Source organism: Microbacterium sp. VKM Ac-2923 (genome assembly GCF_022815605.1).
GTDB lineage: Bacteria > Actinomycetota > Actinomycetes > Actinomycetales > Microbacteriaceae > Microbacterium.
The window spans coordinates 1-17131 of record NZ_JALGRP010000002.1 but is presented as its reverse complement, the minus strand read 5'-3'; the positions used below and the strand labels follow the sequence as shown (position 1 = coordinate 17131).

The window sequence follows — 17131 nt, the reverse complement described above, 5'->3', positions numbered from 1 at the left end:
GGAGTGACCACGCGACGCGAGGTGGGCGTCGGCTTGACCGGACGCACGGGGATCGAGGCGGCGCTGCGCCAGGGCAGCTCGGGCGAGGATGTCGTCGTGGTGGCCACGGTCCGAACCTACCGCGGGGCGCCGACGTTGTGGCATCCATTCCCGCGGTCTTGACAGCACGCTCCGATCAGTCGACGCGGAACAGCCGCATCGTCGTCCCCGCGATGGTGAGAACCTCGCCGGGCGAGAACGCCGCGCTCACCTCCGACGGCTTCTCGTCGGCGCTCGACCACAGCTCGGTGAACACGACGTCGTCGAGATCGGGCAGCACGATGTCGATGGCGTCTTCGGTGCCGTGGATGACCAACAGCACCCGGTTCGGTGCCTCGTGCTCGGGGGTCGAGGTCGCCAGGTACTGCAGGGTGCGGTGAGCGGGATCGTTCCACCGGTCGCTCGACATGGTCTCGCCGTGCTCGTCGAACCATTCCATGACGGAGGCCGACGGGATGCTCTCCCCGAGGCGGGCGAACCGCTTCGGGCGCAACGCCGGATTCTCGCGCCGCACCTGCAGAAGCCGCTGCGTGTGCGAGAACAGATCTCGCTGCCAGGGCGACATGTCCCACGTCAGCCAGGTGAGCGCGGAATCGTGGCAGTAGGCGTTGTTGTTCCCGCGCTGCGTGCGGCCCATCTCGTCGCCCGCGGTGATCATCGGCACCCCGGCGGAGAGCAGCAACGTTCCCATGAGGTTGCGCATTGCCTTGCGGCGTGTGGCGAGGACACCCTCGTCGTTGGTCGAGCCCTCGGCTCCGTGGTTGAACGAGCGGTTGGTGTCGGCGCCGTCGCGGTTCTGCTCGCCGTTGCCGAGGTTGTGCTTGACGTCGTACGACACGAGGTCATTGAGGGTGAATCCGTCGTGTGCGGTGACGAAGTTCACGCTCGCGAGCGGACCGCGATCCTCACTGAAGGTGTTCGACGAACCGGCCAAACGCGTGGCGAAGCCGCCGATGCCGACGGGGGCGGTGTCGGCCCGCCGGGCGTAGTCGATGTCGCTCAACCAGAAGTTGCGGACGCGGTCGCGGTAACGGTCGTTCCACTCGAGCCAGCCGTCGCCGAAGTTGCCGGTCTGCCAGCCGCCCATTCCGACGTCCCACGGTTCCGCGATGAGCTTCGTGCCCGACAGGACGGCATCTTCGCGGATGGCGGTCAGCAACGGGTGGTCGGGGGTGAACGAGTGTCGTTCGTCGCGACCGAGGGTGACCGCCAGATCGAAACGGAAGCCGTCGACCTGCACGTCCTCGGACCAGTAGCGCAGCGAATCGAGCACGAGGCGGGCGGCGGCGTGGGTCGAGGTGTTCACCGCGTTGCCGCAGCCCGTCTCGTCGATGTACGCGCCGTCGGCCGTCTGACGGTAGTAGGAGCGGTTGTCGATGCCGCGCAGACTCGTGCGGGGACCGCCGATACCCTCTTCGGCCGTGTGGTTGTAGACGACGTCGAGGATCACCTCCAGCCCCGCCTCGTGCAGGAGCTTGACCATCCCCTTGAACTCGCGGAGCACCGCCTCGGGGCCGTCGGCGCGGCTCGCCGCGGTGGCGTAGGGGGCGTGCGGGGTGAAGAAGTTGAGGGAGTTGTAGCCCCAGTAGTTGGTGAGCCCGAGCTGGAGCAATCGCGGCTCGGTCGCGAAGGCGTGCACCGGGAGGAGCTCGACGGTGGTGACGCCGAGCGCGAGCAGGTGCTCGATCATCGCCGGGTGTGCGAGGCCCGCGTAGGTGCCGTGCAGCGCCGGGGGGATGAAGGGATGCCTCTTGGTGAGGCCCTTCACATGCCCCTCGTAGATGACCGTGCGGTCGAGCGGCACGCGCGGCTTGGACGAGGTGCCCCAATCGAACGACCCGTCGACCACGACCGAGCGCCAGTCGCCGAAGCTCCCCGAGACGAGCCCTCGCGAGTAGGGCTCGGCGAGCAGGGACTGGGGGTTGAAGGTCTGGCCGGCTCCCTGCGGTCCGCCGACGCGGATCGCGTAACGCGCTCCGGGGCGGAGCAGCGGCGTGGTCGCCTCGAAGACACCGCCGCCGACGGGGGAGAGGGGGAGCGTCTCGGTCGCCCAGTCGAGGTCGATCTCGTCGAAGATCAGCAACTGCATCGCATCGGCCGAGCCCGACCAGACGCGCAGCGTCCCGCCGTCGGGGCCGAGGCGCACGCCGAGGTCGTCGAGTGCGGGGCTCAGCAGGGCAGGGCGGGCCGCAAGGGCAGTCTCGGTTCGGACCATGCGTCTTAGGGTAGTGAAGGCAGCGGGCGGCAGAGGGAGGACGTAAGGTGCAGGTCTACCTCGATCACGCAGCGACCACTCCTCTGCGCGCGGAAGCTCGCGACGCGTGGCTCCGCGCCCACGAGGTGCTCGGCAATCCGTCGTCGATCCACGGCGCCGGCCAAGCGTCCCGTCGGCTTCTCGAGGACGCCCGCGACCAGCTCGCCGAGGTGCTCGGATGCCAGCCCATCGAGATCGTCTTCACCTCCGGGGGTACGGAAGCGGCCAACCTCGCCCTGAAGGGGCTCTGGTGGTCCCGCGCCGAGGGGACGGATGCCGTGGTCCTGCCCGACGGCGAGCACCACGCCACGCTCGACGTGGTGGGGTGGCTCGCGTCGGCTGCGCAGGCGTCGGTGCGAGCCGTGCCGCTCGACGAGCGCGGTCGGATCGACGCCGACGCCTTCTCCACCGCCCTGCCCGGGGCGGCCGTCGCGACGGCGCTCGTCGCCAACAACGAGGTCGGGACGCTCCAGGATGCCGCCGGCCTATCGGCTGCGGCATCCGAGGCCGGCGTGCCCCTGCACCTCGACGCCGTCTCGGCGCTCGGACACGTGGCGGTCGACTTCGCCGGCTGGCGTGGGGCGGGACGCGCGCCGGGGGGACTGGCCGCGATGTCCGTGTCCGCGCACAAGGTCGGCGGACCCGTGGGGGTGGGTGCGGCGGTCGTGTCGAGGCACGCGCGGCTCACGCCCCTCGTGCACGGCGGCGGACAGCAGCGCGCCCTGCGGGCGGGAACGCAGGACGTCGCCGGGGCGGCGGCGTTCGCCGTCGCGGCGCGGGCAGCGGAGGCGGAGCGCGTTTCCGAAGCGGCGCGACTGACCGCGCTGCGCGAGCGGCTCTTCGACGGCATCCGCTCGTCCATCCCGGCGGCGCGGCTGCTCGGAGACCCGACCGAACGTCTGCCCGGCAACGCGCACGTGCTGTTCCCGGATGCCGCGGGCGAGATGCTGCTGTTCCTGCTCGACATGGCGGGCATCGCCGTGTCGACGGGATCCGCGTGCCAGGCGGGTGTCGCCGAGCCGTCGCACGTCGTGCTGGCTCTCGGACTCGACGAGCGGGCGGCGCGGTCCGTTCTGCGTTTCACCCTCGGATACACCTCGACGGCGGCCGACGTCGACGCCGTGCTCGCCCGCCTGCCCGAGGCGTACGCCCGCGCCGTGGCATCCGGGGCCGCATCCGGCGCCCGTTCAGCGGCGCGTTCGTAGACTGGAGCGATGCGAGTTCTGGCGGCGATGAGTGGGGGCGTGGACTCCGCGGTGGCGGCGGCGCGCGCGGTCGAGGCGGGGCACGACGTGGTCGGTGTGCACCTCGCCCTCTCCCGCGCCGGCGGCACGCTGCGCGCGGGAAGCCGCGGCTGCTGCACGATCGAAGACGCGATGGACGCACGCCGCGCCGCCGACAAGCTCGGGATGCCGTTCTACGTCTGGGATTTCTCCGAGCGCTTCCGCGACGACGTGATCGACGACTTCGTGGCGGAGTACCGCGCCGGACGCACCCCCAACCCGTGCATGCGCTGCAACGAGAAGATCAAGTTCGCCGCTCTTCTGGAGCGCGCCCTCGAACTCGGCTTCGACGCGGTCTGCACCGGCCACTACGCGACTCTCGTCGACACTCCTGAGGGCCGAGAGCTGCATCGCGCCTCCGACACCGCCAAGGACCAGTCCTATGTGCTCGGCGTGCTGACCGCCGAGCAGCTCGCGCACACGTACTTCCCGCTGGGGTCCACCCCCTCCAAGGCGCTGGTGCGCGCCGAAGCCGAGGAGCGCGGACTCTCGGTGGCGCAGAAGCCCGACAGCCACGACATCTGCTTCATCCCGGACGGGGACACCCGCGGCTGGCTCGCCGACAAGGTCGGCGCCGAGCGCGGCGAGATCCTCGACCGCACCGGTGCCGTCATCGGCTCGCACGAGGGTGCGCACGCCTTCACCGTCGGTCAGCGCCGCGGCCTCCAGCTCGGCGTGCCCGCGGCCGACGGCAAGCCCCGCTTCGTGCTCGAGGTCCGGCCGGTGAACAACACCGTCGTGGTCGGGCCGAAAGAGGCGCTCGCCTGCTCCGAGATCGCGGGGGAGCGTTTCACCTGGGCGGGACGCGCGCCCTCGGCGGCATCCTTCGCCTGCGACGTGCAGATCCGCGCACACGCCGACCCCGTCCCCGCAACCGCCACGCTGGTCGACGGGGTGCTGACCGTCCGGCCCGACGAGCCCTTCGACGGTGTCGCCCCCGGCCAGACCGCGGTGCTCTACGACAGCACGCGCGTGATCGGGCAGTTCACGATCGACCGCACCGTGTCGGCGGTTCCCGTCGAGGTGTGAGGGCGCACCCTCCACCGACGATGTCGGAGGTCGTCCCTAAGCTGAAGGGGTGACATCGCCGGATCGACTTCCCGACCTCTCCCTCGACGACGCGCGCGTCGAGGCGACAGACCTCGCGCAGCGTATCACCGACGCGCGCGACGCGTATTACGGGCGCGACGCCGAGCTCGTCGATGACGCCACCTACGACGGATGGATGCACCGGCTCGAGGCCCTCGAGCGGCTCCACCCCGAACTGCAGGGGCAGGACAGCCCCACTCTCTCGGTCGGCGCGGCCGAGGCCACGGATCTGGCGACCATCGAACACGCCGAACGCATGCTCAGCCTCGACAACGTGTTCTCCTCCGAGGAGCTGCGGGACTGGGCGCTCAAAACCGAGGCCTCGGCCGGGCGTCGGGTGCACTGGCTCAGCGAGCTCAAGATCGACGGGCTGGCGCTCAACCTGCGCTACGAGAACGGCGTGCTGACGTCGGCCGCGACCCGCGGCGACGGGCGCGTCGGCGAGATCGTCACCGACAACGCGCTGCGCGTCGCGGGAGTCCCTCGCCGGTTGTCGGGCGAGAACCATCCCGCGCTCGTCGAAGTGCGCGGCGAGGTGTTCATCCCCGTCGCGAAGTTCGAGAACCTCAACCGGCTGCAGGGCGAGTTCCGTGACCGCGCGGTCGCCGAGGCGCGCGAACGCGCGGCGGGGCGCCGCGGTGCACGGGCCTTCGACGTCGAGAAAGCCGAGGTCGCCGCCGCGCGACGCTTCCCCGCCTTCGCCAATCCCCGTAACGCCGCCAGTGGGGGTCTGCGTCAGCAGATCGAGAAGAAGTCCGGGCTCGAACTCGAAGCGGGTCTCGCCCGCATCGATTCGCTCGCGTTGTACGTCCACGGCATCGGGGCTTGGCCCGACCCGCCGGTCGCGGCGCAGAGCGAGATCTACGACCTCCTCGGTTCGTGGGGTCTCCCGACGTCTCCCTACAGCCGCGTCGAGTCGAGCATCGACGGCGTCCTCTCGTTCGTCGCCTACAACGGCGAGCATCGGCACGACGTCGAGCACGAGATCGACGGCGTCGTCGTCAAGGTCGACGAGCTCGCTCTGCACGACGAGCTCGGCGCCACCAGCCGCGCTCCGCGGTGGGCGATCGCCTACAAATACCCGCCCGAGCAGGTCAACACGAAACTTCTCGACATCGTCGTCTCCGTCGGGCGCACGGGCCGTGCGACTCCTTTCGCCGTGATGGAGCCGGCGAGGGTGGCGGGCAGCGTCGTGCGTCAGGCCACCCTGCACAATCAGGACGTCGTCAAGGTCAAGGGCGTGCTGATCGGTGACACGGTCGTACTGCGCAAGGCGGGTGACGTCATCCCCGAGGTGCTGGGGCCGGTGGTGGAGCTGCGAGACGGCAGCGAGCGCGCGTTCGTCATGCCCGCCGATTGCCCCGAGTGCGGAACGGCGCTGCGTCCCGCCAAAGAGGGCGACATCGACCTGCGCTGCCCGAACGCCCGGTCCTGTCCGGCTCAGGTCCGCGGGCGCGTCGAGCACATCGGATCGCGCGGCGCTCTCGACATCGAAGCGCTCGGTGAGGTGACGGCCGCGGCGCTCACGCAGCCCGAGGTGCCGGAGCTCCCGCCGCTCGACACCGAGGCGGGTCTGTTCGAGCTCACGATCGATGAACTCGTGCCCATCGAGGTCGTCGTCCGCGACTCCGAGACCGGTGAACGAAAGGTCGATGCCGACACCGGGGAGCTCGTGCGGCGGGCGCCGTTCCAGAAGCTCGGTCCGGCCTCCTACCCACCTGGCAGCGAAGAGCTCGATGCGGCGGAGCGCCGCCGTCGCGGCATCCGGAAAGACTTCCGCGAGGTGCGTCCCTCCGAGCAGGCGGTCAAGCTGGTCGCCGAGCTCGAGAAGGCCAAGACGAAAGACCTGTGGCGACTGCTCGTCTCGTTGAACATCCGGCATGTCGGCCCGGTGGCTGCGCGTGCTCTCGCGCAGTGGTTCGGCACCCTGGATGCCATCCGTGCGGCGTCTCGTGAAGAGCTCGCCGCGGTCGAGGGCGTGGGCGGCATCATCGCCGATGCGGTCATCGACTGGTTCGAGGTCGAGTGGCATCGCGAGATCGTCGAACGCTGGCAGGCCGCCGGAGTGCGGTTCGCCATTCCGGGGCACCCCGGTCCGGGGGGCGCGGCGGCGGCCGGAGGCGTGCTCGTCGGGGTGACCGTCGTCGCGACCGGTTCGCTCGAGGGATACTCCCGCGAGGGCGCTCAGGAGGCCATCATCGCCGCGGGCGGCAAGGCGGCGTCGAGCGTGTCGAAGAAGACGGACTTCGTGGCGGCCGGGCCGGGGGCGGGGTCGAAACTGGCGAAGGCCGAAGATCTCGGTCTGCGCATCCTGGACGCCGCCCAGTTCCGGATCCTCGTCGAGCGGGGGCCCGGGGCGCTCGATGCGGGCGAGGTGGACGCGGGTGGTGTCGAGCCCGACGGGACCGCTGAGTGACACATCGCGCGGCCGACGCCGTGCGGGATGCGGGTGACGGGCGCGGATCACGACGGGGCGAGAGCCTCGGCCCGCGCCCCGCCGTGCTCGGCGTCAGCCCTGGCAGGGGGTTGCGGCCTCGGTGAAGCTCTCCTGCAGCGCGGTCACCTGAGTCATGAGCTCGCTCGCCTGGCTGGGGTCGCCCATGAGTCGCTGAAGGAAAGCGGAGTACTCGGTCAGCTGTGCGCTCGCCTTCTGAGCGCCGGGGGCGATCTCGGCGTTCGTGATCTGAGAGAAGTCGGCCTGCACCTTCTCGGTGAGCGCCCCGAACGCCGCGAGGGTGCCGTCGGGGTCGTTCGTGTCGATCGCCTCGCTCGTCGAGGCCACGTCGTTGAACGACGCGATGATGATCTCGCAGGCGTCCGCCTTGGGCTGTCCGGTTTCGCCGGCAGGGGCGGCAGGGGACGATGCTGCCGAAGACGGGGCGGCAGGGGGCGTCGTTTCGGCGGCCGTCGTCGTCGGGCCCCCACCGGAGCAGCCGGCGAGCAGGAGCAGCGCGGAGGCTGCGACGAGAGCGAACGGTGCGCGTGTGTTGGTCAAGAGTTCCCCCGCTGGTGTCGTTCGGGCCGCGAGTGGCCCGCGTGCCCACCGTAGCGAAGGGCTCGGCCGCCGAGCGAGTCGCCTCGGCGGGGTCACTTGGAGGACAGGCGGTCTCGAACCTGTCGCCGCAACACCTTGCCGATCAGTGAGCGTGGAAGGTCGTCGACCACCACGAGCCGTTTCGGCACCTTGTAGGGCGCGAGGATGCCGCGCGCGAACGCGCGAACGGCCTCCGCATCGAAGGCATCGGGGTCGGTGGGAACGACCGCGGCGACGACCTGCTCACCGGAGTGGTCGTCGGGCAACCCGACGACGGCCACATCGGCCACGGACGGGTGCTGGCGCAGGATGCCCTCCACCTCGGTCGGTGCGACGTTGAAGCCACCGGTGATGATGAGTTCCTTGATGCGGTCGACGATGCGTACGAAGCCCGCCTCGTCGATCGTCACGATGTCGCCGGTGCGGAACCAGTCGTCCACGAACACGGTCGCGGTCTCTTCGGGTTTGCCGTAGTACCCGCGGAAGACCTGAGGCCCTCGCACGAGGAGTTCGCCGCGATCGACGTCCGTCCGTGGATCGTCGGGGTCGACCACGCGGCACTCCGTTCCCGGTAGGGGAAGGCCCACCGTACCGGCGACGCGGTTGTCGGCGACGGGGTTCGCCATCAGCACGGGGGAGCACTCGCTGAGACCGTAGCCCTCGACCAGGAAGCCGCCCGTCGCCTCCTCGAACGGCACGACGAGTTCGTGCGCCAGAGCCATGGCGCCGGAGATGGCCACATCGGTCCCCGCGAGCGACACCCCCTCCTCCCGCGCCGCTTTCAGCAGGCGTTCGGCGATCGGCGGTACGAGAGGCAGGAACGTGGCCGGGTGCTTCCTGGTCGCTGCGAGCACGAGATCGGGCTCGAACTTCGGGAAGAGCACGAGACGCGCGCCCATCGACATCGCGAAGGTGAGACAGAGCGTGAGGCCGTAGGCATGGAACATCGGAAGGACCGCGTAGACGACGCAGCCCTCACCACGAACGATCTGGGGAACCCAGGCCCGCGCCTGCGCCGCGTTGGCGAGAAGGTTCGCGTGCGTCAGCATCGCGCCCTTCGGGGTGCCCGTCGTTCCGCTCGTGTACTGGATGATGGCGAGGTCGTCGGAGCTCGGACGCGGGTGCGACGAGGGGAGCGGGGCGTGACTCACGAGGGCGTCCCAGTCCGCGGCGCCCGTCGTCGCGGCGTGGAGCGCGGCGCGGGACTTGCGTGCCTTCGCGACCGGCAGACGCAGGGCGAGTCGCGTCGGCCACGGCATCGCGCGGGTCACATCGACCGAGACAATCGTCTCAACCCCGAGATCGGCGGCGAACCCCTGCACCGTGGCGACGACCTTGCTCCACACGATCGCGTGCGTCGCGCCGTGGTCCTCGAACTGCGTGCGCAGCTCGCGTGGCGTATAGAGGGGGTTGTGCTCGATCACCACCGCACCCAGCCTCAGCACCGCGTAGAAGGCGACGATGTGCTGCGGGCAGTTCGGCAGCACGATCGCGACGGGATCGCCCGCCTGCACACCGTGCGCGGCGAGGGCGGCCGCCGCGCGGGCGATCTGCTCGGACAGGTCTGCGTAGCTCGTCTCGCGCCCGAAGAACTGCAGGGCGGGGGCGTCGGGATAATCGCGGACGGAGGCGTCGACGATGTCGATGAGCGAACCGTCCTGAGGCGGCAGGTCTGCGGGCACCCCCGCGGCGTAGCTCGAGGTCCAGGGTCGCGGCGGATCGAAGCTCGTCACCCGGCCAGCCTATGACGCGGCGTCTACTCGTCGAATGCCGTCTCCACAGCCTGAGCGGGCCGGCCGAGGGTGCGCCGACGCCCGGCGCACCCTCCTCCCCAGACGTGCGGGCCGAAGCGTCGGCGGCGCGCGAACTAGACTCGTGGGGTGTCTGAAATCACCCCTGAACTCGTGCGCCATCTCGGTGTGCTCGCTCGGATCCAGTTGAGCGACGAAGAGGTGCACAGCCTCACCGGCCAGCTGGATGCCATCGTCGACAACATCGCGAAGGTGTCCGAGGTGGCCACTCCCGACGTCGTCGCCACGAGCCACCCGATCCCGCTCGAGAACGTCTTCCGTCCCGACGTCGTACAGCCGCCGCTCAGCCGCGAGCAGGTGCTGTCGAATGCGCCCGACCAGGCCGACGGCCGGTTCCGTGTGACCGCGATTCTGGGGGAGGAGCAGTGACCGATCTCACTCGGCTGACAGCGGCCGATCTCGCCGCCGCCCTGACGGCGAAGGACGTCTCGAGCGTCGAAGCCACGCAGGCGCACCTCGACCGCATCGCCGCTGTCGACGGCGACGTCCATGCCTTCCTGCACGTCAGCGACCACGCGCTCGAGGTCGCCGCCGACATCGATCGCCGACGCGCCGCCGGCGAACACCTGCACGAGCTCGCCGGTGTTCCCCTTGCCGTCAAGGACGTCCTCGTCACCACCGACATGCCTTCCACGAGCGGCTCGAAGATCCTCGAGGGCTACATGTCTCCCTTCGACGCCACCGTGGTCGCGCGCTCGCGCGCCGCGGGACTGGTGCCGCTGGGCAAGACCAACATGGACGAGTTCGCGATGGGCTCCTCCACCGAGTTCTCCGCATACGGTCCGACCCGCAATCCGTGGGATCTGGACCGCATCCCCGGGGGGTCCGGCGGGGGGTCGGCCGCGGCAGTGGCGGCGTTCGAAGCACCGCTCGCCCTCGGCTCCGACACCGGCGGCTCCATCCGCCAGCCCGCGCACGTCACGGGCACGGTGGGCGTCAAGCCGACCTATGGCGGAGTGAGCCGTTACGGCGCCATCGCTCTGGCATCCAGCCTCGACCAGGTCGGGCCCGTCACGCGCACCGTCCTCGATGCCGGGCTCCTCCACGACGTCATCGGCGGTCATGACGCCAACGACTCCACGTCGCTCTCCGACGCGTGGCCCTCGTTCGCCGCTGCGGCCCGTGAGGGCGCGACGGGGCAGGTGCTCGCCGGCCTGAAGGTAGGCGTCGTGCGCGAGCTCGACGGTACGGGCTTCCAACCGGGCGTCACCGCCTCGTTCCGCGCTGCTCTCGCCGCCATGGAGGCGCAGGGCGCCGAGATCGTCGAGATCAGCGCTCCGCACTTCGAGTATGGCGTGGCGGCGTACTACCTGATCCTCCCGGCCGAGGCGTCGAGCAACCTGGCGAAGTTCGACTCGGTGCGCTTCGGCCTCCGCGTGAACCCGCAGGGCGCCGCCACCGTCGAGAACGTCATGGCCGCCACGCGCGACGCGGGCTTCGGTCCCGAGGTCAAGCGTCGTATCATCCTGGGCACGTACGCCCTGTCGGCCGGCTACTACGATGCCTACTACGGCAGCGCGCAGAAGGTGCGCACGCTCATCCAGCAGGACTTCGACGCCGCCTTCGGCCGGGTCGACGTCATCGCGACCCCGTCGGCACCGACCACGGCCTTCCGCATCGGGGAGAAGATCGACGACCCGCTGCAGATGTACCTCAACGACATCACGACGATCCCGGCCAACCTGGCCGGCGTTCCCGGTATCTCGATCCCCAGCGGCCTGGCTGACGAAGACGGCCTGCCCGTCGGCATCCAGTTCCTCGCTCCCGCCCGCGAGGACGCGCGTCTGTACCGCGTCGGCGCGGCGCTCGAAGCGCTGCTCGTCGACCAGTGGGGCGGTCCCCTCCTGGATCGTGCCCCTTCTCTCACGAACGGAGCGTCGCTCTGATGGCCAAAGACGCACTCATGGACTTCGACGAGGCGCTCGAGCGATTCGAGCCCGTCCTCGGCTTCGAGGTGCACGTCGAGCTCAACACCGCGACGAAGATGTTCTCGGCGGCGCCGAACCCGGCCAACGAGGCGAATCACGGCGCCGAGCCGAACACGCTCGTGGCGCCCGTCGACATGGGTCTTCCCGGAGCCCTCCCCGTCGTCAATCAGGAGGCGATCCGCTCCTCGATCAGCCTGGGCCTGGCTCTGGGGTGCTCGATCGCCCCGTCGAGCCGCTTCGCGCGGAAGAACTACTTCTACCCCGACCTCGGCAAGAACTATCAGATCTCCCAGTACGACGAGCCGATCGCGTTCGAGGGCTCCGTCGAGGTCGAACTCGCCGACGGCACGATCGTCACCATCCCGATCGAGCGCGCGCACATGGAAGAGGATGCTGGCAAGCTCACCCACATGGGAGGCGCGACCGGGCGTATCCAGGGCGCCGAGTACTCGCTCGTCGATTACAACCGCGCGGGCGTTCCGCTTGTCGAGATCGTCACGAAGCCCATCTTCGGCGCCGAGCATTCCGCCCCCGAGCTGGCTAAGGCGTACGTCGCGACGATCCGCGACATCGTGCGCGGCCTCGGCATCTCCGAGGCGAAGCTCGAGCGGGGAAACCTCCGCTGCGACGCGAACGTCTCCCTGCGCCCCCGCGGCCAGCAGAAGCTGGGCACTCGCACCGAGACCAAGAACGTCAACTCGATGCGGTCGGTCGAGCGCGCCGTTCGCTACGAGATTCAGCGTCAGGCCGCGATCCTCGCGAAGGGCGGCACCATCACGCAAGAGACGCGTCACTGGCACGAGGACACGGGCCGCACCTCGCCCGGCCGTCCCAAGTCGGATGCCGATGACTACCGCTACTTCCCCGAGCCCGACCTGTTGCCGGTCGTCCCCGCGGCGGAGCTGATCGAAGAACTGCGCGCGTCCCTCCCGGAGCCCCCCGCGACCCGCCGTCGCCGTCTCAAGGCCGAGTGGGGCTTCACCGATCTCGAGTTCCAGGACGTCGCGAACGGCGGTCTGCTCGATGCGGTCGCCGAGACCGTCGCCGCCGGCGCCGTTCCCGCCGCCGCCCGCAAGTGGTGGACGGGTGAGATCACCCGCGTCGCGAACGCGCAGGACCGCGACGCCGCCGACCTCGTCTCGGCCGCGCACGTCGCCGCCCTCCAGCAGCTCGTCGACGCGGGCACGCTCACCGACAAGCTCGCGCGGCAGGTGCTCGAGGGCGTCATCGCCGGCGAGGGCACCCCGCAAGAGGTGGTCGACGCCCGCGGGCTCGCGGTGGTCTCGGACGACGGGGCCCTCATCGCGGCGATCGACACCGCCCTCGCCGCCCAGCCCGACGTGCTTGCGAAGATCCGCGACGGCAAGGTGCAGGCCGCCGGCGCCGTCATCGGCGCCGTCATGAAGGCCATGAAGGGCCAGGCCGACGCCGCGCGCGTACGCGAGCTCGTCCTGGAGCGTGCCGCCGCCCAGTAAGCGCACACCGGATGCCACGACCCCCCGCCGTCTCGAACGGCTGGGTCGTGGCATCCGTCGTTCCGGCCGCGGGTCGAGTCGTCGAGGTGCGCGTACGCCAGGTCGGCGGACGTGCGGTCGGCCGTCGTGCGAGGCGCGCATGGTGGGGTCGCGCAAACCTCAGCATTCCGCAGAGACTCAGGGCGGTTCGTGGGTTGTCGGCTGAGGTTGTGCGAATCGCTGAGGTCGCGCGAATCGCGGGGTCGCGCGAATCGCGGGGGTCGCGCGAATCGCTGAGGTCGCCCGAACCGCGGAGGTTGCGCGAATCGCGGATGTCGCGGGCGTCGATCCGGTCCGAGGGTGGGACCCTCCGGCCCGATGTCGGAGGTCCGGGAGACAATAGAGACATGGGACGCGGGGACGGCACAGGGCGCATCGTCTCGAGCATCGACGCGGATGACACCGGCACCGGCATCCTCCACGTCGACATGGACGCATTCTTCGCGTCGGTCGCCGTCCTCGATGACCCGTCACTGGCCGGTAAACCCTTGATCATCGGCGGTTCCGAAGGCCGCGGGGTCGTCTCGAGCGCCTCGTATGAGGCCCGGCGATACGGCGTGAAGTCGGCGATGCCGGTGGCGATCGCCCTGCGCCTGTGTCCGACGGCCATCGTGGTGAATCCGCCGTTCCATCGCTACAGCGAGATGTCACGCCAGGTCATGGCGGTTTTCCACGATGTCACGCCCCTGGTGGAGCCCCTCTCGATCGACGAGGCGTTCCTCGACGTGCGCGGCGCGCGGAGGTTGTGGGGGACCCCCGGCACGATCGCCCGCGATCTGCGTTCTCGGGTCAAAGCCGAGACGGGGCTGACCTGCAGCATCGGGGTCGCTGCCACCAAGCACGTGGCCAAGATGGCCTCCACGATCTCCAAGCCCGATGGCCTCCTCGTAGTCGCCGCGGCCGACACCGAGGCGTTCCTCCGGCCCCGCTCGGTGCGGGCGTTGTGGGGGGTCGGTCCGAAGGCGGCCGAAGCGCTGGAGTCGCGTGGCATCCGTCTCGTGTCCGACATCCTCGACACTCCGCGGCACGCGCTCGACCAGGTGCTCGGCCCGGCGATGGGGGAACGAGTCTGGCATCTCTCGCGCGGCATCGACGCGCGCGAGGTGCACACGGGGCGCGCAGAGAAGAGCGTGGGACACGAAGAGACATTCCACGCCGACATCTCCGACACCGGCACTCTCCACGTCGAACTTCGGCGCCTGGCCGATCGCGTCGGGGCACGTCTGCGCAGTCAGCACTACGAGGCGTCGACCATCTCGATCAAGGTGCGGTTCTCGGATTTCACCACCCTGAGCCGCTCGCGCACCCTTCCCGAACCCACCTCGGTGGGTCAGCGCATCGGCGACGCCGCCATCGAGCTGTTCGATTCCATCGACCGACGCCAAGCCGTCCGGCTCGTCGGAGTCCGCGGCGAGAAGCTCAAGCCCGCGGCGATGGCGGCCACGCTGTGGGACGACGACGCCGAGTGGCGTAGGGTCGAGGGCGCGCTCGACGGGGCCACGGCACGCTTCGGGCGCGGGGCGGTGACACGCGGGTCGCTGCTCGGCCCGTCGCGCGGGGGAGGAGCGCTGCCGACCAACCCACGGCCGTCCTACGACCATTGAGCCCGCCGCTCTCCGGTCCCTGCCGCGCGGCCGTGCAGGTCGTCTCCGCGAGAGAGCCGAGGCGTCGTCCGGTGCAGGAGCTGTCGTCGTTTACGGGGACGGCGAGGACCCCGGGTCGTGGCACGCCCGGACGCGCGAGGAGCCCGGGTCGTCGCACGACCGGCCGCGTGGCGCAACACCCGTGCGGTGTCCTCGACACCCCCGCTACGGTGGTGCTCATGCCCAACATCGCACTCGAACTCGGCAAGCAGTCCACCCAATTCGGCGTCACCGCCGCCTACGGCGAGCAGCAGGACGTCGATGGTGTGCGCATCGTCCCCGTCGCCCTCGTGTGGGCCGGGTACGGCGGCGGCTCCGACGAGCAGGGCAATGGCGGCGGTGGTGGGGGCGGATACACGCTCCCGCTCGGCGCGTACATCCGCCGTGGTGACGATCTGCGCTTCGACCCGAACCTCGTCGCGCTGCTCGCCGTCGGCATCCCGTTCGTATGGGTCGCCGGTCGAGCGCTCAGCCGTGTCATCCGCGCCCTCAAGAAGTAGCGCGGACCCGCTCGACGACGCCCTGACCGCGGCAGTGTCCGTGGTGGCGGAACGCGTCGTCGCCGTGGGGGCGCCCAATCCCGTGGTGGTCTTCGACGGGAGGAGCGGTGCCGGTAAGAGTTCGCTCGCTCGCCGTCTGGTGGCTGCCTGGCCGGGGCGAGGTCGGGTGCAGCTGGTGGCGTTGGATGACGTGTACCCCGGCTGGGACGGTCTCGCCGACGGCTCCGCTTATGCGTGCGAATCCATTCTGCGACCGCATGCTCGTGGGGTGATCGGCGTGTGGGAGCGGTGGGACTGGGACGCAGACGAGCGCGCGGAGGCCCACGCCGTCGACCCGTCGCTGCCTCTGGTCGTCGAAGGCTCGGGTCTTCTCACGCCCGAGGTTGCGAGACTCGCGGATGTGTCGGTCTGGGTCGACGCGCCGACGCTGTCACGGAAGACTCGCGCCCTGGACCGGGACGGCGACACCTACCGTCCTCACTGGGACAGGTGGGCACGGCAGGAAGATGGGCACATCGCCGGACACGACCCTGTCTCGCTCGCGTCGGTGGTCGTGCGACTTCCCTGAGTCGGGGCAGTGCGCCGTCGGGTCAACGCCGGTCGAGCGCCGTCATCAACCCGTCGAGCCGGTAACCGATCCAGTCGTACACGCCGAAGCGCGGGTCATCGGGCTGATGGTCGTCTTCGGTCCGAATACCGAGCCGCGTCGCCAGCACAAGACGAACCGCCGAGAGCGTCCGCATCCACGCCAAAGCCTCGCTCTCGCCGAGGGCGACGGCGATGGTGGCATCCGAGTCGCTCGTGGGGTCGACGTCGGCGCCGTCGATCCCCAGCGTGCGCAACACCGTCGCGGCGTCCTGCGCCCGTCGCTCGAGCAGGTCGCCGCCGGTGAGGCGACGGAACTCCCCACTCGCGGCCTCGTCGTCGGGGTAGGCGTCGGGCAGCAATCTCATCACCGCGGGGTCGTCGGCTGACCGTGTATCGGCGAGCAGGTCGCGGAACTGCCCCACGATGCCGGCGAGGTGAAGGGCTTCGAGGCCGCTGATCTCGAGCACCACGATTCGCTCACTCACGCCGGATCCTTCCTGACGGTCGCCCATAGGCCGAAGTCGTGCATCGCCTGCGTGTGCGCCTCCATGACTTCGCGGGGTCCTCGTGCCACGACCGCGTGGCCATCATGGTGCACGGCCAACATCAACCGGTTCGCGGTGATGGCATCGAAGCCGAAGTAGCTGCGGAAGACGTGCGAGACGTAGCTCATGAGGTTCACGGGGTCGTTCCAGACGACCGTCTGCCAGCTCGAGGGGGGGCTGGGCCGACAGCGCGCGATCCATGTCGGCGTCGAGGTCAGGCACGGCCAGGCCACCCATCACGCCCACCCGAGCTCGTGGAGCCGCTCGTCGTCGATGCCGTAGAAGTGGGCGATCTCGTGGACGAGGGTCGTGTGGATCTCGTCGCGCAGTTCGTCTTCGTCTGCGCACGCCGCGAGGTGGGGTTCGCGGTAAAGGATGATGCGGTCGGGGAGTTCTCCGACGCCGTACCGGTCGCGCTCGGTCAACGCCCAGCCGTCGTAGAGGCCGAGCAGATCGAGCGAGCCGTCCTCCGGTCGGTCTTCGACGACGAAGACCACGTTGTCGAGGCCCTCGATCATGTCGTCCGGCAGCCGGTCGAGTTCATCGACCACGATCCGTTCGAAGGCGTCAGCGTCGAGGTGGAGAGGGGGGAGGAGATCCACCTCGATGCCGCCCGCGGGTGCTGACGTCGCCGACGGATCCTCCGGATCCCGGAGGTGCGCGTCGTCGGTGTCGTGCACGCGGACCTCCCGGGGCGTATCGAAGCGTATGACCGGCGCCGACGGCGGGGGCCGCGGCATCCGTCGTCGATTCTACGGGCGCCCGAGGCGCACCTGCCGGGAACGCGAAAGCCCGGGGGATCGTGTCCGCCCGGGCTTTCGATGTGTGGGGTGGCTAACGGGACTTGAATCTGTTTGCCCACCCACTGCTTCGAGGACGTACTACCGCGGAATCACGCGGTTT

General features: G+C 70.1%; 15 protein-coding genes. 9 read left to right on the top strand and 6 right to left on the bottom strand.

What is annotated here, in order from left to right; all coding sequences use genetic code 11:
* Nucleotides 1-175: 175 nt before the first annotated feature.
* Nucleotides 176-2254: a glycogen debranching protein GlgX gene (glgX, locus tag MT347_RS03210; protein WP_243498029.1), complete on the bottom strand. Its 2079-nt coding sequence runs from the start codon at nucleotides 2252-2254 to the stop codon at nucleotides 176-178.
* A gap of 47 nt (nucleotides 2255-2301) precedes the next feature.
* Here glgX and MT347_RS03205 point away from each other — a divergent pair, with 47 nt between their 5' ends.
* The 3 genes from MT347_RS03205 to ligA are packed head-to-tail and all read left to right on the top strand — an operon-like array spanning nucleotide 2302 to nucleotide 7081.
* Nucleotides 2302-3498: a cysteine desulfurase family protein gene (locus MT347_RS03205; protein WP_243498027.1), complete on the top strand. Its 1197-nt coding sequence runs from the start codon at nucleotides 2302-2304 to the stop codon at nucleotides 3496-3498.
* Nucleotides 3499-3507: 9 nt separating this feature from the next.
* The gene (gene mnmA, locus MT347_RS03200; protein WP_243498025.1) at nucleotides 3508-4605 is read left to right on the top strand and encodes a tRNA 2-thiouridine(34) synthase MnmA; all 1098 of its coding nucleotides are present in this window, start codon (nucleotides 3508-3510) and stop codon (nucleotides 4603-4605) included.
* A 49-nt stretch (nucleotides 4606-4654) separates the two neighbouring features.
* Complete coding sequence (gene ligA, locus MT347_RS03195; RefSeq protein ID WP_243498024.1) at nucleotides 4655-7081, top strand: NAD-dependent DNA ligase LigA; 2427 nt, start codon at nucleotides 4655-4657, stop codon at nucleotides 7079-7081.
* Nucleotides 7082-7174: 93 nt separating this feature from the next.
* Here the strand turns inward: ligA and MT347_RS03190 are convergent, their stop codons facing one another.
* Nucleotides 7175-7660 carry a hypothetical protein gene (locus MT347_RS03190; protein ID WP_243498023.1) on the bottom strand — a complete coding sequence of 162 codons (486 nt, stop codon included), beginning with the start codon at nucleotides 7658-7660 and terminating at the stop codon, nucleotides 7175-7177.
* Nucleotides 7661-7752: 92 nt separating this feature from the next.
* On the bottom strand, nucleotides 7753-9432 hold the full coding sequence (locus tag MT347_RS03185) for a long-chain-fatty-acid--CoA ligase (protein ID WP_243498022.1): 1680 nt from the start codon (nucleotides 9430-9432) through the stop codon (nucleotides 7753-7755).
* Nucleotides 9433-9579: 147 nt separating this feature from the next.
* Between MT347_RS03185 and gatC the strand changes: the two genes are divergently transcribed.
* From gatC to MT347_RS03155, 6 genes are all read left to right on the top strand, one after another.
* The gene (gatC, locus tag MT347_RS03180) at nucleotides 9580-9879 is read left to right on the top strand and encodes an Asp-tRNA(Asn)/Glu-tRNA(Gln) amidotransferase subunit GatC (protein ID WP_243498021.1); all 300 of its coding nucleotides are present in this window, start codon (nucleotides 9580-9582) and stop codon (nucleotides 9877-9879) included.
* The gene (gatA, locus tag MT347_RS03175) at nucleotides 9876-11396 is read left to right on the top strand and encodes an Asp-tRNA(Asn)/Glu-tRNA(Gln) amidotransferase subunit GatA (RefSeq protein WP_243498020.1); all 1521 of its coding nucleotides are present in this window, start codon (nucleotides 9876-9878) and stop codon (nucleotides 11394-11396) included. The genes gatC and gatA overlap by 4 nt, the downstream gene beginning before the upstream one ends.
* The gene (gene gatB, locus MT347_RS03170) at nucleotides 11396-12913 is read left to right on the top strand and encodes an Asp-tRNA(Asn)/Glu-tRNA(Gln) amidotransferase subunit GatB (protein ID WP_243498019.1); all 1518 of its coding nucleotides are present in this window, start codon (nucleotides 11396-11398) and stop codon (nucleotides 12911-12913) included. Before gatA ends, gatB begins: the two co-directional genes overlap by 1 nt.
* A gap of 386 nt (nucleotides 12914-13299) precedes the next feature.
* Nucleotides 13300-14556, top strand: a complete 1257-nt coding sequence (locus tag MT347_RS03165) for a DNA polymerase IV (RefSeq protein WP_243498018.1) — start codon at nucleotides 13300-13302, stop codon at nucleotides 14554-14556.
* Between the two features lie 218 nt (nucleotides 14557-14774).
* Nucleotides 14775-15095: a hypothetical protein gene (locus tag MT347_RS03160; RefSeq protein ID WP_243498016.1), complete on the top strand. Its 321-nt coding sequence runs from the start codon at nucleotides 14775-14777 to the stop codon at nucleotides 15093-15095.
* Nucleotides 15070-15663: a hypothetical protein gene (locus MT347_RS03155; RefSeq protein WP_243498013.1), complete on the top strand. Its 594-nt coding sequence runs from the start codon at nucleotides 15070-15072 to the stop codon at nucleotides 15661-15663. The genes MT347_RS03160 and MT347_RS03155 overlap by 26 nt, the downstream gene beginning before the upstream one ends.
* Before the next feature lie 22 nt (nucleotides 15664-15685).
* Here the strand turns inward: MT347_RS03155 and MT347_RS03150 are convergent, their stop codons facing one another.
* Genes MT347_RS03150 through MT347_RS03140 form a run of 3 tightly spaced genes read right to left on the bottom strand, consistent with a single transcriptional unit; the run spans nucleotide 15686 to nucleotide 16746 of the window.
* Nucleotides 15686-16168 (bottom strand): DUF2017 family protein, encoded by a 483-nt coding sequence (locus MT347_RS03150; RefSeq protein WP_243498011.1) that lies wholly within the window; start codon nucleotides 16166-16168, stop codon nucleotides 15686-15688.
* Complete coding sequence (gene clpS / locus MT347_RS03145; protein ID WP_279391020.1) at nucleotides 16165-16446, bottom strand: ATP-dependent Clp protease adapter ClpS; 282 nt, start codon at nucleotides 16444-16446, stop codon at nucleotides 16165-16167. Before clpS ends, MT347_RS03150 begins: the two co-directional genes overlap by 4 nt.
* Nucleotides 16447-16464: 18 nt before the next feature.
* Nucleotides 16465-16746, bottom strand: coding sequence for a metallopeptidase family protein (locus MT347_RS03140; protein WP_235561256.1), 282 nt, complete (start codon nucleotides 16744-16746; stop codon nucleotides 16465-16467).
* Nucleotides 16747-17131: the final 385 nt, after the last annotated feature.

Coding starts and splice junctions, on each gene's coding strand:
- MT347_RS03165 (WP_243498018.1), top strand. CDS start 13,300: ATGGGACGCGGGGACGGCACAGGGCGCATCGTCTCGAGCATCGACGCG.
- MT347_RS03140 (WP_235561256.1), bottom strand. CDS start 16,746: ATGATCGAGGGCCTCGACAACGTGGTCTTCGTCGTCGAAGACCGACCG.
- mnmA (WP_243498025.1), top strand. CDS start 3,508: ATGCGAGTTCTGGCGGCGATGAGTGGGGGCGTGGACTCCGCGGTGGCG.
- gatB (WP_243498019.1), top strand. CDS start 11,396: ATGGCCAAAGACGCACTCATGGACTTCGACGAGGCGCTCGAGCGATTC.
- MT347_RS03160 (WP_243498016.1), top strand. CDS start 14,775: ATGCCCAACATCGCACTCGAACTCGGCAAGCAGTCCACCCAATTCGGC.
- glgX (WP_243498029.1), bottom strand. CDS start 2,254: ATGGTCCGAACCGAGACTGCCCTTGCGGCCCGCCCTGCCCTGCTGAGC.